The following is a 22,134-nucleotide window of genomic DNA, read 5'->3' as shown; positions in this document are numbered from 1 at the left end:
AAGAGATCTCCAACCTCATGTTCTTGCTGACGGGTTCGGAGTTTCCCACCGGGCAGGAGCGCACGGCGTTGGCGGCGTCGCGGGCGTTGGCGGGTGTGGCCGACAGCGTCGACGAACTGGTCGCGTACATCAATCGCGCGGTGCGGGACACGGCACCGAACTTCCCGGAGCGGGTGCGGGAACAGTTCGTGCGGTCGATGTCGGTGTTCACGGGGACGGGCGGCGGCGCCCAGCGGTATCTGGTCGAGTTCAGCGGCCAGTTGCGGGGGGTGGGCAAGGGGGTCCAGTCGACTGCTTCGGACATTCTGGAAACAAAGTGGGAGCTGATCGCCGAGCTGGTGCGGCTGCTGATCGAGCTGGCGATCCTGGCGGCCCTGGAGGTGTTCTTCCCGGGGTTCGCGGCGGCGAAGGCGGCGCTGCTGGCGCAGTCGCGGCTGCGGATTCTGGCGCGTCTGCTGCAACTGGTGCAGCGCGGGCGTGCGTTGTCGCTGTTGATGGCGGCCTTCCACGAGAGTGTGGATGAGGCGTTCCAGTCGTTGATGGTGCGGCTGGCCATGATGAAGTTCGCGCCGGCGGGGCTGCGGCCCGGGGGCGTGGACTGGAGCCGGATCGGTGAGTCGGCGCTGGTCGGCGGTTTGATGGGTGGCCTGTTCAAGCCGATCAACAGTGCGCTGGATCAGGGCAGGCGGTTCCTGCCGGGCGGGCTCGACGGGGTGTCTAAGGGGCTGGACAAGGGCCCGTCGGGGCTGCCCGGGTACCAGCCGGGGACGACGGGCGGTGTGAGTTCGCCCGGTTCGGCAGGTGGTGTGAGTGCGCCCGGTGGTGCCGGTGGTGTAGGCGCGCCGGGGACGGTGGGTGGTGCCGGGGGAGTGCCGGGCAGGGGTACGGCTGCGGCGCATCACACGTACGACTTCTTCAACGATGCGACGTCGGAGGGTCTGGCGGAGTCGTTGGCGGAGTCGGCGGCGGGGGTGCTGCTGGGGCGTGGTTTCAGTTTCAGCTGGGGTACGGCGTTGGGCGCCGGTATCAGTGCGATGTCGGAGCAGGTGCTGTTCGGTGGGGTGTCGCTCGCGGCGAACGCGTACCACCAGTGGAAGGGCACGACACCGACACTGACCTCCACGACCAACGGGCCGGGCGACCTGTTCGACCCGACGGCCACGTCCACGGGCACGGGCACGGGCGACGGTGTGAGCGGCGACGTCGGCGGCACTCAGGGTGGCATCGGTGCCGGACCCGGGTCCGGGACGGGTGTCACGGTGGCGGGGACGCCGGCGGGCGGCACCGGAACCGGAAGCGGCCGTATATCGACCACGAGTGCCCCCGTGACCGGTGACGGTACGGGGACGCCGGCGCCGCGGCTCGTGACCGAACCGGGCGCCTCGCCCGTGACGGACCCGTCGCGACCGGACCTGACCGGACCGGCGGACCTGACCGGACCGGTGGACCAGCCGAGGACCACGGACGGGTCCGGACCGACGGGCCAACTCGTGACGGAGAGTCTTCCCGGGGCAGGGGAGTCGTCGGCGCCTGTCGTCGGCGTGGGTCCGGCCGTCGGCGTGGGTCCGGCAACCGGCACGGTGCCGGGCGGCGCGACGGGCGACAGCCGCGTACGGGAGGCCGGTGGACCGCAGTCGGGCGATCCGCGGACCGCGACGGGCGAGCGGGAGGAAGCCCTCCGCGAGGAGATCACGACCCTGCCGGAGGGTCCGCCTGCACAGGCGCCCCCGGGCACGGGCGTGTCCGGCGTCCCGCCGCTGGGTACGGCGGCGACCCCCGCCGGGACGGCCGCGGCCCGTACGGCGGACTGGGTGCGGCAGGTGCTCGCGGCGGACGCGCCGACGACGGGTGCCGACCCCATGGCACAGGACCCCGCGCAGGCGTCCGTCGCGGAGACGGCCGGCGCCACCGCTGTCCCGGACGGCGTCCCGGCGGAGGAGGGAAGCGGTTCGCCGCTCGCTCCGGTGCTGTCCGTCCTCGGTCTGCAGCCCGGACAGGTGTCCTCGGCCGGCAACGGACTGCTGGGGGCCCTGCTCGGCACGGGACAGGACGCCGGCGTCCAAGGCGGAGCGGCGACGCCCCTGCCCGCGCAGGCGCAGGCGCCGGGGGTGCAGCGGCCGGAGCAGCTCGGGCAGCGGTTGGCTGACGCGCTGGCCGCCGAGCTGGACGGGCCCGCCGCGGAGGGGCGTCCGCTGTGGGACGCCGTGGACGAGCGTGCCCAGGCCGCTTGGACCCAGGGTCTGGTGGGCGGCGGGGTGCCGGCCCCGGCGCCGGGCGTATGGGGCGACGAGCAGCGCCGCGCCGTGGTCGGCGCGCTGCGCGAACCCCAGGCGGCAGCCCAGACGGCCGGCGCTGGCGCAACGGCGTCGGGAGACGGCACCTCCCGGCAGTCGGTACGGCAGCTGTCGTCCGACGCCCGCGACACGGCCACCGTGTCCGGTACCTCCTGGCAGGAGACCGCCAACGGCGCGACGCCCGGCGACGAGACGGGTTCCGAGACCGCGTCCGAGACCGGTACGAGCGGAGTCGACGACGACGCGTCCTCGGTGTCGAGCTATGTGAGCGACGACCTGTGGGACACCCGGAGCATCGCCACCGAGACCTCGGCGACGACCGAGAACGACGACTTCGCGGTGGCCGGGGCCGGCGGTGTGCCGGGCCGGGCCGCCGAGCGGACGCCGACGTTCTGGAACGACCTCAAGGCGGAGACCGACAGCACGCTGCGTGACCTCGGCGTCCAGCGCACCGTCGATGTCAAGGAAGTGCGGGAACGGTACCTCGCGCTGCCGCCCGAGGACCTCGCGCTCTCCCGCAACATGGGTGAGCTGGCCTTCCGGATCGCCGCGCAGATCGCCGTGCCCGGGGGGAGGCTCGGGCTGCCGGGCGGGGCGACGACCCTTGCCGACGACGTGCGGGAGACAGCCAACGTCCTGGCGGCGTCCGCGGCCGAGTTCCTGAGCCGGGACATCCCCGGCAAGGGCAAGAAGCGGGACAGGGCAAGGGAGGACCTGGAGGCCGCACTCGAACAGCATGTGCGCACGGAGTCCGACCTCGCGGAGGCGGTGACCGCGTTCGGCCCCTGGACCGACTACGTTCCCGGTTCCGAAGCGCCGGAGTCGGACACCAGCCGTGAGCGGTACGAGGCGGCCAGAGAAGCGGTCGAGCGGGCTCAGTTGCGTCACGAGCTCGCGGACCTCAGGCTGCAGACCGCGCTGGAGAGCGCGGAGCGGGAATGGGAGCTGGAGCGGCAGCGGACCGCTTCCGCGGTGGCGGACGTCTCCGAGGAATCCGGCGACGACTTGGCGGACGTGACCGCCGCCGCGCCGGGAACCTCCCATGCTGATCAGGCCGCAGCGGCCGTCCCGAAGGCCGGACGGTCCTCGGAGCCGGAGCCGGAGCCGGAGCCGGAGCCGGAGCCGGAGCCGGAGCCGGAGCCGCAGCCGCAGCCGCAGGCCGAACCGGAGCCGGTATCGGAGGAGCCGTCCGGCCCCGAGACCGAGTTGGTGGTGTCGGCGACCCCGTCGGCCCCGTCGACCGATGCGGAACCGGCCGCCGCGGCGCCCGTGTGGCGTGAGGTCGGCACGGGAGGCCGCGAAGGCAGGCCCTACCGCGTCCAGGCGCCGGGCGGCCTCATCGAGGTCGGGTCCGGCGACACGCGGCTGGCCCCGGACGGGTGGGTCGCGTACGGCAGCGACCTCCTCCACCTGGACAGCGGCATGGTGCTGGACGGCTCCGACGGCCGGCTGGTCCCGGTCCCGTCGGAGTTCCTGGAGTACCTGGCGGAGTTCTCCGCCGCACCGGCGCTGACGCTGAGCGTCGACGACCAGGGTCTGCTGTTCACGGGCGAGGGGAAGGGTGCCTCCCCCGTCAGGGTGGCGGTGGCGACCCAGGAGACCGCCGCCCCCGGCCCGGAGACCGCCGCCCCCGCCCCGCAGACCGCCGTACCCACCGACGCCGACGCCCAGGCGGACACCGGTGCAGGGACCGGCGTCGACGTCACGGAGGACGGCGCCCCGGCGCGGCGTCCGGACGTCACCGGCGAACAGGTCTCCGCCTGGGCCCGGAGCTGGGGCGTCCCCGAGCGGCGGGTCGACCTCGCACTGCGCCACCCCTGGTTCCGGCCGGCCGACCTGGACGCGCTCGCGCACACGCTCGCCCTTCCCGTGCGGGACCGCGCCCGGCTCCTCGACCTGACCGAGGAGATCGGACGCGTCCCGTCGGACATGCCCGCCCTGGCGGCGGAACTCGGCATGCACGATCCCGGAGACTTCTACCGGGTCGCCCTGGACCTGCGCACCGATCCCCGTCATCTGGCGACACTGTTCGGCGACCGCCTGCGGCAGCTCGGCCGTGGCATGGCCGAGGACGCCGGCCTTCTCGTCACCTCGGTCCGCCACACGCTGCGGACCACCTACCCCGAGGCCACCCATCCGCGCGAGCGGTCCTGGCTGCTCGGCGTGGCGGCCCACCACGGCATCCCGTGGCGCGCCTTCACCGACGGCGGCGTCCTCGGGTACCTGCACGACCACCGGCAGGCGCTCGGCCCGAACTCGGTGCCGTACGACTCACGGCCGGTGGCGGAGCTGCTGGAACGCGCACGCTGGGAACTCCCGCCGGTGTCCGCCGAGACCCTCGGACACACGCCCCGCGAGCTGGCCGAGCTGGCCCCCCGGCTGGGTACGTCCAAGCACAAGCTCACCGAGGCGGCCGGGTACTGGTGGTTCCGGCCCGAGGATGCGCTGCGGCTGCGCCGTTCGCTGGGCGTGTCCAGCGGCGACCGGCTGCTGGAACTGGTCAAGGCGAGCCGTCGCGTCCCCACGGACATCGAGGAACTCGCCCGGCAGCTGGGGGTCCCGGAGCCCAAGGACCTCTACCAGGTCGCACGCGACCTGAGGGCCGACCCCCGCGACCTGGTGACCCTGCTCGGCGACCGCCTGAGCGGGCTCGGCCGGCCCGCCGGGGACGGTCACACCGCGACCCCCGCCCTGCTGGCGACCGAGATCCGTGGCCTGCTGCGGGCCACGTACCCCGGCACGGCGGAGGATCCGCAGGCGACCGCCTGGCTGCTCAGGGTCGCCACGCACCACGGCGTGCCGTGGACCGACTTCGCGCACGGCGGAGTTCTCGCGCACCTGAACGAGCACCGCGAGATCGCCGTGCCCGGCACGACACCGTACGACTCCGAACTGGTCGGTGAACTGGTCCGGAACGCCCCCCGTCAGCTGGCTCCCGGACGCGTTCTCACCGCGCGGGAACTCGGCGGCTGGGCCACGCTGCTCGGCTCACCCGAGGCATGGGTCCGCCACATGGCCAGGCAGCCCTGGTTCGGCCTCGGCGCGGCGGCCCGCCTGCGGGGCCTGCTGGGTGTGCGCGACGGCAGCCGGCTCCTCCGGCTCGCCGACCGGATCGGGCGCGTCCCGATGGACATCCCGTACCTCGCGCGGCTGGTGGGGATGCGCGACCCCAAGGACCTGTACCGGCTGGCGCATCAGCTCGACGCCGACCCCCGCGACCTCGCCCGGCTGTTCCCCGACCGCCTGGCGGCACTCGGCCGCACCGCGGAGCAACGGCCGGACGCCCTGGCGGCAGAGGTCCGCCAGGCGCTGTCCAGCGGTTACCCGGAGGCCGGACAGGCGCCCGGCGGTTACGGCTGGCTGCTGCGGGTGGCGGCCCACCACGACGTGCCCTGGTCCGTCTTCACCAGCGTGGTCCTGCCGTCCCTGCGCGAGGCCCGCGACACGGTCGGCCCCGGCCGCGCCCGGCCCGACTCGCCGCAGGTGGCACTGCTGGTGCAGCCGCCCGCCTACTCCGACGTCACCGGGACGCCGGCCGCGCCGCAGGGGGGCACCGAGCTCCCGGTCATGTCCGACGCGCCCGCCGCACCCGCGACCGACGACGGCGGCTCGTCCCCGGAGGAACTGCCTGGCTACGTCGAGCCCGTTCGCCTCGCCCGCCGGGAGATCCGCGACTGGGCCAGGAGGTGGCAGGCGCCCGCGGGCTGGATAAGGCGCCTCGGCCGGTACAGCTGGTTCCGGCCGGAGGCCGTCGAGCAACTCCGTATGTCCCTGGGCCTCCAGGACGCCAGGCCGCTGTTGGGTCTGTCCGCCGTGATCGGACGTGTCCCGACCGAGATCCCGGCGATGGCACGCGAAGCCGGCATGCGGGATCCCCGAGACCTCTTCCATGTGGCCGCGGAGCTCTGGGTGGACCCACGGGACCTGATGACGCTCTTCCGGGACCGGCTGACAGGGCTCGGAGACGGCGCCGACGGCCAGCGGGAGGAACAGCGCGCTCAGTTGGTGACCCAGCTGCGCGACGCGCTGGGGGGCTGGGTCGCTCACGACAGGGAACCGGCCTGGCTTTACGCCATCGCGGCCGCGCACGGCGTGTCCGGAGCCGACATCCTCAACAGCCGTTTCGTCACCTTCATGCGGCACCGGAGGAACCTGCCGCTGCTGACCCCGGTCAACGCCGAACCCGTCGTCGAAGCCGTGGACGACTGGTGGCAGTCGGGTGAGCGTTCCGGCAGGACCCGGCGCGTGCCCGAGGCGGCGTGGGAGGCCAAAGCCCGTGGAGCCGCCGGTTCCACGACGATGGCCGCAGCCGACGCCGGGCCGGCCACGGCTCCCGTCACCTCCGCGAACACCCCGGCCGTCGCCGGCGCGGCCGGCCCGCGCCCGGTGGCCGACCCCGACCGCCCGGTGGCCGACCCCGAACGCCCGGTGCAGCAGCCGGACGAGCTGCGGCAGTGGATCGAGGCGCGCTTCGGTGCCGGCCGGCAGGAAGAGGCCCGGCCCCCCGCCGTGCCGTCGGCCGACGCCGGCACCGGACCGAGCCCGGAGGCCGAGCAGATGCTCCGGGTCCTCCAGCGGGAGCTGCCCGTGGGGTGGGACGGGCTGGTCCTCAGGGCGAGCGGGCTGCTGCGGCCCTTCCTCGGACCGCGGCCCATGACCGGCGGGGAGGACGAGGAGAGCCCGCAGGCCGGGGCGCTGCGGCGCGAGGCGCTGGTGCGGATCGCCTCGGCCCTGCACGTCGCGCCGGACCGGACGACGGAACTGCTGACCGAGGCGGGAGCCGGCCGGGACACGGGCCCCGTGCTGCCCCCTGGCGGCGCCCCGCCGCAGACCCGTACGGCCGCACCCCGGTTCGGCCGCGCCCAGGCCGTGGAGCTCGCGCGCGCCGCGGTGGGCGCGGACGCGGCCGCCGCGACCGCAGCGGGCCGGTTCGTCCGCAATCAGACGGCCGAGAACATGGCGGCGAACGACCTCGCCACCTGGTTCATGGAGCTGGTGACGCGGACCCGGGTGCCGAGCCCGTTCGAGCCGTCCGCCGGGCTGGTCAGAATGTTCGCCGCCATCCGCGTGGACCAGCGCAGGGCCGTCCAGCCGGACGTACTGCCGTATCTGCACGAGCGGCCCGACCTGGTGGCCGCGACCGTCGGCAACCCGCGTCTGCGGGCGGGGATGGTCACCCGCCCCGGACTGGCGGCCCTGCTGAGCGCGCACCCGAACCTCGCCAGGGAACTGGCGACCGTCGAGACGGACCCCCTGCTCGCCGATCACGCGGCGACCCTGGTGAAGTACCCGGAGACGGCCGCCGCGCTGGAGAACGACGCCGCGCTGCGGCGGCAGGCCGTCAGCGCCCTGGGTCTGGTCGACGTCCTCGGCGGAGACCTCACGCTCCTGCGCGCGGTCGGGAACAACCTGTGGCTGGAACTGGCCCTGACCGAGCTTCCGCAGCTGGCCGAGGTGGTACGGACGGCGGATGCCCCCCTGGCGGTCATCAGGGAGCTGACCCACCACGTCAACCTGCTCATGGCGATCCGCGCGAGCCGGCTGTACCCGGACGCCACCCCCGACGCCGCCCTGCTGAGCAGGGTGCTGGGGGACGCCGGCCTGATGCGGGCGATGAGCCGCCACCCCCAGCGGCTGGACACAGTCTTCCGGGTGCCGGGCCTCCTCGCGGCGGCCCTTGAGGACCCCGGTCTGCTGGCGGTGCTGGACGGTGATCCGGAGCTGGCGGACGTGCTGCCGGAGAGCCCGGAGCTGGCGCGCCGGCTCGCAAAGGCGCCGGACCTGCTGCGGGCCGCCTTCGGCAATCCCGCCCTGGCCGAGGCGCTGTCGTACGCCCCCCACCGGTTCGACGCCGGGCTCCCCGAGGGCGAACTGCGGGAACTGCTGCGGACCGCGGCTCCCCTGCCGCAGCCGGCACGGCGCGAACCGGGCGCACAGGCACGGCCCCTGCAGAAGCTGCTCGCCGATCCCCGAGTGCAGGCCGCGCTCCAGGGGCACAACGAGCTCGCCACGGAGCTGATGAAGGCCCCCGCCCTCGTCGGCGTCCTCCTGGCACACCCCGGCCTGCTGCACCGGCCGCACGAGTACCGCAGGCTGCTGGCGCCCGGCAACGCCGGCCTCCGCGCCCAGCTGGTCACCTCCGGCTCACCGCTGCTGGACGAAGGCGTCCTGCGGGCCGTGCTGCGCGCCCCCGCCCTCCCTGACACGATCGCCGAGGCCTTCGGCAGCGCCACCGTCGTGGCCGGTCCGGAGGACCCGCGGCGGCGGTACGGCACGATGATGGCCAAGCATGCCGCCGTACGCGAAATGGCTTACGCCGACAGCGGCTTCCGTGAGCTGCTGATCGCCCTCCCCACCTTGATCGACCGGATCGACGCGATCGTCGGCTTCGGCGACGCCCTGCGCCGCGAGGGGCGCCTGCCGGCGCTGGTCAACCGGGACCCGTTCGCCGTTCAGTTCCTCGACGAGAGCCCCGACGCCCTGCCGGCTCTGCTCGCGAACGATTCGGCACTGCTGGAGCTGGCACTGGTGGCCCGCCACGTGCCGGGCGCCCTGCGGCAGTTCCCCGATCACCTCGCCGACGTGACGCGGCACCCGCGCGTGCTGCGCGCCCTGGCCGCGCACCCGAACGACGTGGCCCTGGCCCCGCATTGGACGGTGCTGTTCGGGGACTCGGCGCTCCTGGAAGCCCTGGACAGCGAAGCGGGACTGACCCTGATCGGCGCGCTGGCGGCCGAGCCCGACCTGCTGACGGACGTACTCGGCCGGAACGGGGTCGTCGAGGAACTGAAGCGGCCGGCCGGGCTCGACCGGTACGCCGCGCTCAGCGGCACGCCCGAAGCACTCGCCGAGGCGGTGCGGCGTGAGGCGCCCAGCATCACCAGGAGCGGCATCCCCGTTCCGGCCGGGCTGGCCACTCTCGCCATGGCGGTCACCGCCCAGCCGGACGGTGTCGCCTCCGGGCAGGTCGACGAAGTGCTCGCGCGAGGCGGTCTGGACGCCTATCGCGATGCGGCCGGGGACGCCCTGCGGGCGCTGAGGGAGCGCCCCGAACTGAGGGAGGCCATCGGCCGCGAGTTCGGCGTCGTCCTGGCGATGCTGTCGAACCGCGAGATGACGCCGACCCTGCTGAAGCGGCCCGAGCTGATCGACTACCTGGCCGACCACACCACCGGCGCGCTGAAGGCGGTCTACGACCGTCCCCACTTCACCCGCGGCCTGCGCGAGAACGGCAGGCTCTACCTGCGGTTCATCAGCGAGCCATTCTTCGTCCGGTCCCTGGCCAGCCCCGCCGCCGACCCCTTCGCCGAAGCGCTCGGCCGGAACCGGGAGTTCATCCGCGTCCACGAACTGGGCCGGCCCCTGCCCGGGGCGCTGGGCGGCGACGGCGTCTTCGTCGTCTCGGCCAGCGAGGCCCTCTCCGCGGCCGTGGTGGACGACAAAGAGGTGGAGACCGGACTCGCCCGGAGCCCCGGACTGGTCAGCAAGCTCTTCGACCTGTTCGCCGACGAGGAGAACGGGGTGGTCACCGGCGACCGGTGGGAGAAGGCGGAGGCGGTGGCACGGCTGGTGGTGTCCAGCCCGGTGCTGCTGGGGGCACTCGCCGAGAATCCGGACCGGCTGGACGGGCTCGTCGGCTGGCCGGACGTCGTCCGGGTCCTGGCCGAGAACACCCAGACACTGAAGACCGTGAAGGACGCGGGCGACCTGCTGGACAACGAACGACTCGTCGCCCGTTTCCATCTGCGCCCCGAGCAGGCGGCGACCGTGCTGCGGACCCCGGGGCTCCTCCCCGTGGCGGGCAGGACACCCCGGCTGGTCGATGCGATGGCGGTGTCGGAGCATCTGGTGGGTCTGCTGCGACGCGACCCCGGCGTGCGCTCGCTGCTGCTGGACCAGCCCAGACTGATCGAGGACCTGGTGGCCGGCCCGGAACTGGCGCAGGCCCTCAGCGGTCTGCCGGGACTGGTGAAGGCCATGAGCGGCCGCCCGGCCGTCGCGGAACTGCTGCGGAAGGACCCCGGTCTGCTGGCGGTGGTCCGCGCCCGACGCGCGCTCGTCACCGACCTGGCCGAGGACACTCCGCTGTGGCGTGCCCTGACGGCGTCACCCGCGCTGGTCGACGTGGTGTCGCAGTCCGCCCGGGTGCTGCGGCACCTGCGCCGGCGCCCGGCGCTGGTCGAGGCACTGGCCTCCGGCTCACCCGCGCCCGCCGTCTCGGCGGCCCGACTCCGGGCGCTGCTGTCGGACGACGAGCTGACCGCCCTGCTGGACGGCCGGCCCCGGCTGGCGGAACTCGTGCTCTCCTCGTCGGAGCTGGCGGACCGGGCGACCGAGGACACCGGCTTCGTCGAGCGGATCCGGGGCCTGGCCCGCGACCGGGACGGCTTCGCGGCCCTCCTGCGAGAGCCGGGCACGCTGCTGGCGGAGCTGGACCGGCCGCGCCCGGACGCGCGGCCGGACCGGGCGGCGCCCGAACGCGAGGCCCGCGCCCACCGGGCCGACGCCCCGGCGGACTCCCGCCCCCGACGGACCACCGCGACCGCCCGTCCGGAGCGGGCGGCCACCGTGCCCGCGGCGCTCCGGCCGCTGGAACAGGGCGGACACGGTGAGGTGCTGGCCGCGCTGACCCGCGACAGCGAGGTCGTGAACCTGCTGGACGAGGCGGGTCTGCTGCGCCGGGTGGTGGCGTCGCCGGAGCTGGCGGCGCTGGTGGCGGGCTTCCCGGACCTGGCGGAGGAGTGGCAGTCGGCGCCGGGCCAAATGGAGGAGTTCCGGTTCGGCACGTTCCTGGAACGCGGCGGACCGAGCGGGAACTTCGAGCGGGACTTCGCGGCGTACGCGGACCATCTCGGATCCCTGGACGTGTCCCTGCACGGCGAGACCCGCGCATGGGTGCGCGCGGCCGTGGAACCGGTGTGGCGGACGGCCGAGTCGGCGCACCGCGAGGAGGTGGCCGCACAGCGGCGCGAACGGGAGGAGCGGCTGGACCGCTTCCGCGCGCACCTGCCGGGCACGTGGAAGCACAGCGGGAACATCCACTACGGCAACGGTCTGCGGGAGGCGTCGTTCACGGCGGCGCGGCACCGGGTGCTGGAGTCCCTGGCGTGGGGGAAAGCCGGCCCGCAGGAGCGGACGTTCGGTGTCAACCAGGCACTCCACGCCCATCTGGACAGCGGAAGCGGCGGCGCGTCCTTCGCCTACGTGCTGGCCGCGGACGGCCAGGTCGACCTGCTGGTCTACGGCCGCAGCACCTCCCGGTCGGACAACGACTACCGGTGGGGCGGCAACGGCAGTACCTACGTCGCCGGCCCGCTGCGCCTGGAGGCGGCCGAGGACGCCCCGCAGCTCCTCGCCTCCCAGCAACTGGTCCGGCAGCTGGAGAGCGACAGGACGGACGGCACGGCCACCGGCCCGGCCAAGCGCTCGAAGAAGGCGAAGGCGAAGGGCAAGGGGAAGGAGAAGGCCAAGGCGGCCGACAAGGCCGACGAAAGCCGGCCGGGCGTACCCGGCGAGCAGGGCGACACCGTCCCCGTACAGCAGCCGGACGAACTGGCCGGCTGGCTCCAGACCACGTTCGGCACCGGAACCCGGCCGGGGACGGCCCGTACGGACCTCGACCGGGACGGCCTCACCCCGCACGCCGCGGAGTTGCTCGCCGCGCTGAAGCGCGAGCTGCCCGGGGACTGGCGCGGGCTGATCGAGGAGGCGAGCGGCCTGCTGTGGCCGTTCGTCACCGGCCGGGCGACGGCCGGGGGGACCGGCGAGGCCGGCCGTGCGGGCCGTGCGGTGATCGTGGGGGACGACGACGCCGACCGTGGCGCCCGTGCGGCGCAGTACGAGGCCCAGGTGAGGATCGCCTCCGCCCTCCACGTCGACCCGCAGCGGACGAGGAAGCTGCTGGGCGACGCGAGCAGCGCCCTGGGCAGCGAGACGGCACGGCCCGGCGGCGCCCCCCGTGGCGGCCGTACGCAGTCGCATGCGGGCCCCGGGCCGTTGAGCGTCGTCGAGGTACGTCAGCTCGCCCGCGCCGCGGTCGACGCCGAGGTGGCGGAACTGAGCGCCGCCGGGAAGTACACACGCAACGCGGGCGTCGAGTCCCAGTCGGTCACCCAGCTGGCCTCCTGGTTCGGCGAGGCGGTGCGGCGGGCCCGGGCCCGCCGCACGTTCGAGCCCACCGCCGAGATGGCCAGGCTGTTCCTCGGCCTCGACGCGAGCCTGCGGGACGACGTCGAGCCCGACGTGCTGCTGTACCTGTCCGAACAGCCGGATCTGCTGCTGTTCCTGAGCGAGTCCCCCCGTCTGCGGACCGCCGTCCTCACCGAGCCCGGCTTCGCCCAGTTCCTGAACGCACACCCGAACCTGAGGCAGGAGCTGGCGGCCACCGACACCAACGCGCCACTCCACGAACACGCCTCGCAGCTCCTGCGGCACCGGGACGTCGCCGCCGCGATGGAGTCCGACGGCACTCTGCGCACCCGCGTCACGAAGCGGATCACCCTGATCGGAGCTCTCGACGGCAAGCTCCCGCTGATCCGGGGCATCGGGTCCGTGTGGCAGGTGACCGCCGCGGTGAGCGAGGTGCCGCAGCTGGCCGAGGCCCTGCGGACGTCCACCGCCCCCATGGCCGCGGTCCGGGTGCTCACGGACAACGCCAACCTCGTCATGGCGATCCGCAGGAACCCGCGGGCCCTTCCGGACGCCGCGCGGGTGCGGAGACTGCTGGAGGACACCGAGCTGGTCCGGGCGATGCACCGGTATCCGCAGCAACTGGTCACCGTGTTCCGGATACCGGAGCTGCTGGCCGCCGCGCAGGCGGACCCGGCGGTGCTCGGCGTGCTGGACGGTGACCCGGAACTGTCGGACGTACTGCCGGACAGCCCGGAGCTGGCGCGACGGCTGGCACGGTCGCCGGACCTGCTGCGGGCGGCCTACGCCAACCCGCGGCTGGCACGAGCGCTGTCGTACGCGCCGCGGCGCTTCGACGCCCACCTGGACGACGAGGCCGCACTGCGGGAACTCCTGCGCGACGCGGACGCGGAGGTGCCGGAGCGGCAGGACCCGGGGCCGCGGGCGAGGCCGGTGCGGCGGCTGCTGGCCGATCCGAAGATCCGGGCCGCGGTCGCCGGCGACACCGAGCTCGGCCGGGCACTGCTCGACCCGGACCTGGTCGCCGTGCTGCTGGACCACCCGGACCTGCTCGAAGCCCCGCACGAGTACCGCAGACTGCTGGGACCCGCCCACGCCGCGCTGCGCGCCCAGCTCAGGCCGGGCTCCCTGCTGCTGACCGAGGGCCTGCTGCGCACTCTGCTGCGCGCCCCGGACTCGCACGGCTCCCTCACCGAGTGGTTCTCCGTGGCCGGCACCGCCGCGGCGAGCGCGGACGACAGGCGGCGCGTCTACGCCGAGGCGCTGGAGCGCAACCCGGCGATGCGGGCCGCCGTCCGGGCCGATGCGGCCTTCCGTGAGCAACTCGTGCTGATGACCTCCTTCATGGGGGAACTCGAAGCCGTCGAAGGGCTGCCGCAGGCCCTGCGCACCGAAGGACGCCTGCACACGTTCCTGGAACGGGACTCCTTCGCCGTCGGGTTGCTCAGCCCGCCCGTGACGGCTCTGCCCGCGCTGCTGCGCGACGACTCGGCGCTGCTGCGACTGGCCCTGGCGAGCGAGAACGTGAGCGGGGCACTGCTGGAGAACCCGGAACTCATCGGCCACGCCACCGGCCACCCCCGGCTCCTGCACGCCCTGGCCGCCCACGAGAACAGGGTGACGCCGGCACCGCACTGGGCGAGGCTCTTCGCCGACCGGGCGGCACTCGCCGCCCTGGACAGCCCCGACGGCCTGGCACTGGTGAAGGTGCTGGCCTCCCACGCCGAGCTGCTGACGGACGCGCTCGCGCGGGACACGTTCCTCGACTCCCTCAAGGACACCGACCAGCTGCGCCGGCACCTGGAGCTCAGCCGGACGTCGGCGAAGGAGTTCGCCAAGGCGGTACGCGCCACGGGTGAGATCAGCATCACCAGGCACGGGATACCGGTGCCGGCCGGACCGGCCCGCCTCGCCGGTCTCGTCCTCGCATCACCGGACCAGGTCCCGGACTTCCTCGACCAGGTGCCGCCCGAGGAGCGTGAGCACTATCGCGAGGCCGCCCGGCAGACGCAGCACGCCCTCGACCAGCTTCCGAACCTCCGCACCGCCGTCCGCCGTGAGTTCGGCATCATCCTGGCGATGCTGCAGAACCCCGAGCTGCCTTCGACACTGCTGAAGCGGCCGGGCCTCGTCGAGCATCTCGCCGACCCCACCCGCGGCACCCTGCAGGCGCTCCACAAGCGTCCCCATCTCACCGCCGCCCTGCGCGACAACGGCAGGCTCTACCTGCACTTCCTCAACGAGCGCGCGCTGGTGAACGCCCTGGCCAGCCCGACGTACGACATGCTGGCCGACGACCTGGCCAGGAACCCCGAGTACGTCCGGACCTACGCACTCATCCTTCCGGGCACCCTGGCCGCCCCCTCGGGCCTCAACGTCATCCGGGCCAGCGCGGCCGTCAGCGCGGCCGTGGTGGACGACCCGGAGGTGGTCACGCTTCTCGCCGGCAGCCCCGGCCTGACGCAGAAGCTCTACGACCTGTTCTACGTCGGTGAGAAAGGCCTGATGGCCGAGGGCCCGGCGTGGGAGGCGGCCGAGTCCACCGCACGGGCCCTGGTCACGCACAAGGCGGTACTGCGGGCGCTGGCCGACCGTCCCGAGCTGATCGACGCGTTGGCGGCCTCGCCGGCGCTGTCCCGCGCGCTGGCTCAGAACCCGCGCGTGCCGCAGGGCCCGGGCGAGGCGGCCGAGCTGCTGGCGAACCAGGCCCTGCTGGACGCCCTGAACACCTCGCCGGAACAGGCCGCGGTACTCGTGGGGGACGCAGGCCTCCTGTCGCTGGCGATGCGGACGCCCGCCCTGGTCGAGGCGATGGCCGGGTCCGCGCCACTCGCCGCACTGCTGGGACGCGACGACGTGCGGGCGCTGCTCGCGGCGCAGCCCGAGGTGGCCGGGGACCTGGTGCGGACACCGGACCTGGCGAAGGCCCTCGGCGCTCTGCCGGGCCTGGCAGGGGCCCTGCGCGACCACCCCGCCGTGGCCGGGCGGCTGCGGGCCAACCCGGAGCTGCTCGCCCTGCTGCGGGCGCGGCGTCCGCTGGTGTCCGACCTCGCGGCGGACACCCCCCTGTGGCGGGCGCTCACCCGGGTCCCGGCGCTCTCCGAGGCGTTGGCCCAGTCGGGGCGGGTGCTGCGCCAGCTCCGCCGGCGCCGGACGCTGGCCGGCGTACTGGCGTCGGACACGGTGTCGGTGGAGATCTCCGGCGGGCAGCTGCAGGCGGTGCTCTCCGACGACCAGGTGGTGTCGGTGCTGGACGGCCGGCCCGCGCTGGCCGCACTGGTCCTCGGTTCACCGGAACTGGCCCAGCGCGTGCTGGAGACCCCTGATCTGGCCGACGGGGTGCGGGCGCTGGTCCGAGGCGACCGGCTGGGGGCGGTGCTCGCCGCCGGCCCGGGGGCACTGCTGGCCGAGCTGGAGCGGATGCGCTCGGTGCTGCCGGCGGCAGGGGCGGCAGAGCGCGCCACGGCGGGCGCAACCCGCGCGGAGCGGACCGTCCCCGGCAGCGGCTCGCCGGCCGCGGTCGCCCCGGGGACCGACGGCCCGGACCTGAAGGCGTGGGTGCGCCGGGTGCCGGGGCTCAGGGCGTTGGAGCGTCCGCATCCGGAGGTGCTGGCGGCGCTGGTGCGGGACGAGGAGGTCGTGGGCCTGCTGGACGAGGCGGGTCTGGTGGGCCGGGTGGTGGCGTCGCCGGAGCTGGCGGCGCTGGTGGCGGCTTATCCGGACCTGGCGGAGGAGTGGCAGTCGGCGCCGGGCCAAATGGAGGAGTTCCGGTTCGGCACGTTCCTGGCCCGTGGGGGACTGAGCTGGGACCTGGAGCGGGACTTCGCGGCGTACGTGGACCGTCTGGGCGGGCTGGACGTGTCGTTGCACGGGGATGCGCGCGGGTGGGTGCGGGGAGCGGTGGAGCCGGCGTGGCGGGCCGCGGAGGCGGCGCACCGCAGGTCGCAGGAGGCGGAGCGGGAGGCGCGTGAGGAGCGGTTGTCGGCGTTCCGGGCGCATCTGCCGGACACGTGGAAGCCCAGCGGGGTCGTCCATTACGGCAACGGTCTGCGGGAGGAGTCGTTCACGGCGGCCCAGCAGCGTGTGCTGGCCGGTCTCGCCGGGGGTGCCGTCGAGCCCCGGGAGCGGGTCTACGGCGTGAACCAGGCGCTGCACGCCCATCTGGACGGGGGCAGTGGCGGGGTGTCGTTCGCCTATGTGCTGGGCGGGGACGGCCGGGTCGACCTGCTGGTCTACGGGCTGAGCACCTCCCGGCCGGGCAATGGCTACCGGTGGCACGGCAACGGCGGTGCCCCCGCCGCTGGTGCGCTTCCTCTGGAGGCGGCCGAGGACGCCCCCCAGCTCACCGCCTCCCAGGAACGCGTCGCCGAGCTCGACCGCCGCCGGGCGCGGAGTACGGCCTCGGGCTCGGGCCGGACCACCGACGCCGGCCCGAAGCCGAAGCCGAAGTCCACGCGGAAGGGCGGCGGCCCAGCCCGGCAGGGCTCGGGCGTGCGCGGGGCGCCACCCGGTCCGGGGCAGACCGTACCGGGCCAGTCCGTACCGGGCCCGTCCGCGCTCACCGTGGACCAGGTGCGCTCGTCCCTCATCCGGTCCTGGCCGAACGTGGCGGGACGGGACTTCACCGGCCGCTGGGACACCCCCACGCTGTCGGCCCCGCCACGGACGTACCGGCTGCTGGAGGAGAGCGGCGGTCCGGCCGCCCCGGCCCCGGTCGGCGACCCCGGCACGGTGCCGTGGCCGTCCGCGCCCGCGCCGTACGTGGTGCACGCGGAGCTCGCTCCCGGCACTCGGGACCGCGTCCACGTTCTCGACGCGGCATCCGGTGAGGCGCGGCAGCTGACGTTCGCCGAGTTCGCCGCCGTGGTGGCCTCGGACCCGCAGTTGTGGGGGCAGGACGCCGCCGCCCCGGTGCTCGTGCTGGTGCCGGGCGCGCTCTTCCGTGACCTGGGGCTGCTGCGCGCGGTGCGCGACGCGGTGGGCCGGCAGGTGTGGGGACACACCGGGCGCGCCGTCCTTTTCTCCGACGGACCCCAGGGACGACTCGGTCTCGGCGTGCTCCGCGACGTCGTCCGGATCACCGGCCAGTGGATCACCCTGCCGCGCGACTCCGGACGGGCGGCACCGGTGCCGCCGGGCCGGACCGTCGCGGTGGACGGGGAAACGTTCGACGACGCCGACGTGCTGCTGAGGCCGTTCGCGGACGCCGACGGCCGGATGGCCGGGCACTGGTCGGTGCGACAGCAGACGTTCACGATCGGTCGTGAGGGGCGGCTCGGCGTCGTGGCGTCCGCCACGGAGTCCGCGCACACCGTCCTGCTTCCCGATGACAGGGGAATGGTCAGGGGCAGCGAGCCGGCCGTCTGGTCGGGGCTCGGCCCGTACCTGCTGGTCGGGCACGGCCAGCCCGGGGCGGTCAGGCTGCAGGTCGCCGACGGCCGTGAAGTCGTCTTCTCCGGAGACCAGGTGGGCGCCCTGCTGCGTCGGCGCAGGTCGTTCGTGGAACTGTTCCCCAACCGCCCGGTCGTCGCCCTGAACTGCTGGGCGGCCACCCCGGAGCCCCGTCAGGGCGTCACCTTCATCCAGGACCTGGCGCACGTCTCGTCGCGCATGGTCTTCGGCGCGACCAGTCGGGTCCTGCTCAGCAGCACGACCCCGTCCCATCCGGTCGGCCTGGTCGCCAATCCGGACGGGACCTGGGGCACCTGGCGGGTCGCCCTGCCCAACGCCCAGGCGGCGGCCCAGCTCGACGGGCTTGCCGCGAGCACGGGGCTGCTGGGGCCTGAGCGGCCGGTGACCTCGGACCACCGCATGCTCATGCTCCGGATCATGCGGGTGACCCGGGACCTGCAGACTCCCGGAGCGGCCGTCCAGCCTACGGTCCAGAGCGTCGCCGCCCTGGCCCGCCTGCACCGGGACGCCGCCTCCAGGGCGGGGGCCCAGGCCCCGGCGGCCTTCAGCAAGAGCTTCGTGGAACGCACGGTCCGGGCGGCCCATGGCTGGGGCGCCGAACGGGCGGTGACCCACGAGGACATCGTCCACCTGCTCGACAGGGTCGTCGCCGAGCGGCCGGCCACCCTGGAGGCGCTGGTCGGGTTCCTGCGGGCCGCTCCGCCGGCACCGGAGGACAGGCCGTTCCAGGGCGCCGCCCTCGGACCGGACGCCCTCGACTCCGGCCTGGTGCGACCGCCGGTCCCGGTCGCACCGACCGCTCCCGTCGCCTTCGTGGACGCCCTGCTGGGAAGTCAGCCGGCGGAGTTGCTGGAAACCCTGGAGTACCTGCCGGCGGGACAGCGGCGCTGGCTGGCCCGGGACGCCCGCTTCGTCGAAGGGCTCACCTCCGCCCTCACCGATGGCCGCCTCACGCGGTCGGACTTCGCCCGGGTCGCGGCACGGCTGCTGGTGGTCGTCCCGGACGGCGTCGCCCGGCCCGCCTCCGCGAGACGTGAGGCGTACGCCCTGGTGACCAGGGTGATGCGGGACGAGGACGTGGCCGCGACGCTGCTCACGGGCGGCGCGGCGGTCATGGTGCTGCCCGCGGACACGCCGTTGACCGCGCTCAGCGGCTTCCAGGGCTCCGGCAGCGGGTTCGACGAGCTCGGCCGCCGCTACGCGCAGTTGCGCGGGGCCACCAACGGGCAGCTCATCGCGGCCGTCCCCGAGGAGAACCTCCTCGGCGAGGTCACCACGGTGGCCGGCGCCGCGCCGCACATGGCCGACGGCTACTCCAGCGTCACCCACGAGCTGGCCCACCTCGTCCACGACGCGCTGCCGGAGGCGGACCGCACCCTGATCGACGAGGTGTGGCGGGCCAAGCGCGCCCTGGGCGGCGACGAACCGTGGCCCGACGGCATACGGCGCGACCGGTCCGGCCGGGAGGTGGACAACTACGCCTCGACCAGCCCCGACGAGTACTTCGCCCAGGTGACCAACACCTGGCTGGGAACCAACACCGGCACGGACGAGGCCACCGGCCGCCCCCGGGAGAACGGGGCCGCCTACGTGCACGGCAACCCCCGGGACCGGAAACTGCTGACCCTGCTGCGCCGGCTCTACGGCGAGAATCCCGGCGCGACGCACGACGCCCCGGCCAACCCGGTGGCGGCGACCGCCGCCGACAACGCCGTCTACGAGGCGTTCGGCGACGCCATGGAACTCACCGGGCAGGGGGAACGGCAGGTCTCCGGCCCGCCGGCCGGTACGGCACCCCTGCCGACGGCGGCGGGGGACACCACCGGCGGACTGCGCGGGGCGCCGCCGGTGAACGCGCCGCGCCGGGCCTACACCGACCCCGACGGCCTGCGCGCCTTCCTGGCGCACCACGCCGTCCCAGCGACCGGAGTGGCCTTCGACGAGAAGTCGAAGACTCCCGGCGAGGGACAGCAGCGCCACCTGAGGGCCTACGCGCAGCGCCTGGCCCACGAGTTGCGGGCCTGGCGGGAGCAGGGCGACGGAACGCTCCCCACGGTCGTCGTCACCGGCCACGGCAACGGGCGCAACGCGCAGGCGACGGGCCTTCAGCGCGCTCAGGCGGTCGCCGACGTGCTGGCCACGGCCCTTCCGCGGGAGGTCCGCGGCAGTGACGGTCCGCGCTTCCGGGTGGAGTCGGCGGCACGGGAACTCCCGGCGCGGGGACTGCTCGCCGGGAGCGAGGCGGAACGGCGCCGGTCCGCGGTGGTGCGGCTGGAACGTCCGGCGATCGTCTCGGCCGAGCCGGAGGAGGAAGCACCGGACACCGGCGCCTCGGACGTCGTGGAGTGGTTCGCGCGGCGGAACGTCGGGATCGAGGGGAGTGCCGGACATCTGGCGGCCCTGTCGAGTCCCGGGCAGCGGACCTACAGCCACCGGCCGGATCCCGCCTCGGCCGCCACACCGGTCGTCCCGGTGGACCTCGGCCGACTGCGCTCGGGCGGTGCGGGGCCGATCCGGTACCGGACGGACCGCAGCCTGCTGTTCCGGTGGGAGCGCAACCGCGGTTGGAGCACGTACCAGGACGTCTTCCGCGACGGACTCGCCCCGAGGAGCACGGACGTCCCGACGCTCGACGAGTACAAGAGCGCCAACACGCCCTCCGTCTGGGTCAGTACGACGCGTTCGGCGACCGCACAGTACCCCGAATGGGGCATGGACCTGCGCTACCTGATCGACGCGCCCGGTGGCGTGGACGTCCAGGCGACGCTGCCGGACTCCCCGCTCGCCGCGCTTGAGGAGGAGGTCGCCTTCCCGGGAGGCATCCGGCCCGAGTTCATCGTGGGTGTGGAGGTCGCCGAGGGCGTGGAGATGGACCCCGGCACCGGGGTCTACGCGTCCGAGGTGTACTTCGTCCCGAACCCCTTCTACGACCCTTCCGCGGCGGACCGGACGGGCACCGGACTGCGCGGCGCGCCGCCCGCACCGGGGGAGCTGCCCCGGACCGCCGGTGTGCCGTCGCTCGGGCAGGTGCGGTCGTCCGCCCTCACCTTCGGGGCGGAGCCGGTGGGCCGTGACTTCACGGACCAGTGGCAGGCGCCGCGGGTGGCCGAGATGCCGCCGGTCTACCGGATGCTGACGTGGACCGGCAACGAGGACGAGTACCACCCGGACGGAGCGCCGCTCGCTCTGCCGGCACTGCGCCGGGCGCCGTACCTGGTGCACGCGGATCTGGCGCCCGGCTCGGCGGACCGGATCAGGGTGCTCTCCCGTGAGTCGGGTGACGAACGACAGCTGACCTTCGGCCAGTTCGCCGAGCTGCTGGCCTCCGACCCGAATCTGACGCGGTTGGACCCGGACATACCGGTACTCGTGCTCGTGCCCGAGGGGCTGTCCGCGAACCTGAGTCTGCTGCGTGCGGTGCGGGACGCGCTGGGCCGCAGCGTCTGGGGGCACACCGGGCGCGCGATGCTGTACCAGGACGGGACGGACGGTCCGGTGCGCATCGGGGTGCCGGTCGAACGGGGCCGGATGACCGGCCAGTGGTTGACCCTGACCAGGGGTGTCGAGGAACCGGTGCCGGTGCCGGGGCCGATCACCTCCGTGGACGGCGAGGAATTCGCCCCGGAACAGCTGGTGCTACGGGCGCTCGCGGACGAGGAGGGCGGCTTCGCCGGGTACTGGTCCCTGCTGGAGGAGCAGTTCGCCGCCCGCTTCGAGGCCAACGTGCGGCCAGCCCTGCGGACCGAGGTGTTCGAACATGTGCCGATGCCCCTGGAGGGCGGTCTGGCCACGGGTGTCAGCAGCGTGCCCTGGGCGAGTCATGGCGCTCAGCTCTACACTCTGGTCGCCCACGGCCTGCCGGGTGTGGTCGGCCTGCACACCACGGACGGCCGGACGGTCCGGTTCTCCGGGGAACAGACAGGACGTCTGCTGCGACGACGTCGGTCTTTCATCGGCTCCCGCATGCAGTCCGCCGTCGAACGTCCTGTCGTCGGCCTCGTCTGCTTCGCTGCTGCGCCTCCGGAGGGCCCGGGCGAGACGGCCACCTTCATCCAGGACCTGGCGAACGTCTTGGACCAAGCGGTGTTCGGTGCGAACGCCAATGTCTTCGTCGCGGACGAGGCCCCGTGGCTCGGCGTGGGAGACGACCCGACGACCGGGGAGCACCGCACCTGGAAGCTCGCCCTACCCGAACCGCACGGTCCGGAACTGGACCAACTCGTCCATGCCAGCGGGCTGCTGCCCGCCCGGCAGCCCGTCTCGGCCGACGACCGCCGGA

Annotated in this window: 1 protein-coding gene (cut by a window edge); it reads left to right on the top strand. The window is 74.4% G+C overall.

The window, feature by feature from the left end; all coding sequences use genetic code 11:
• Positions 1-17: 17 nt before the first annotated feature.
• A protein-coding gene (locus IEZ05_RS23145) for a scabin-related ADP-ribosyltransferase (RefSeq protein ID WP_189232132.1) crosses the window boundary here: on the top strand, positions 18-22,134 show its 5' portion. 20,102 nt of this gene lie beyond the right edge of the window; the window shows 22,117 of its 42,219 coding nt (coding positions 1-22,117); its start codon is at positions 18-20; the stop codon falls past the right edge of the window.

Origin of the sequence: Streptomyces flaveolus (assembly GCF_014648815.1) — a bacterium.
Classification (GTDB): Bacteria; Actinomycetota; Actinomycetes; order Streptomycetales; family Streptomycetaceae; genus Streptomyces; species Streptomyces flaveolus.
The sequence above is the reverse complement of the archived record's forward strand: the minus strand, read 5'-3'. Positions and strand labels throughout refer to the sequence as shown.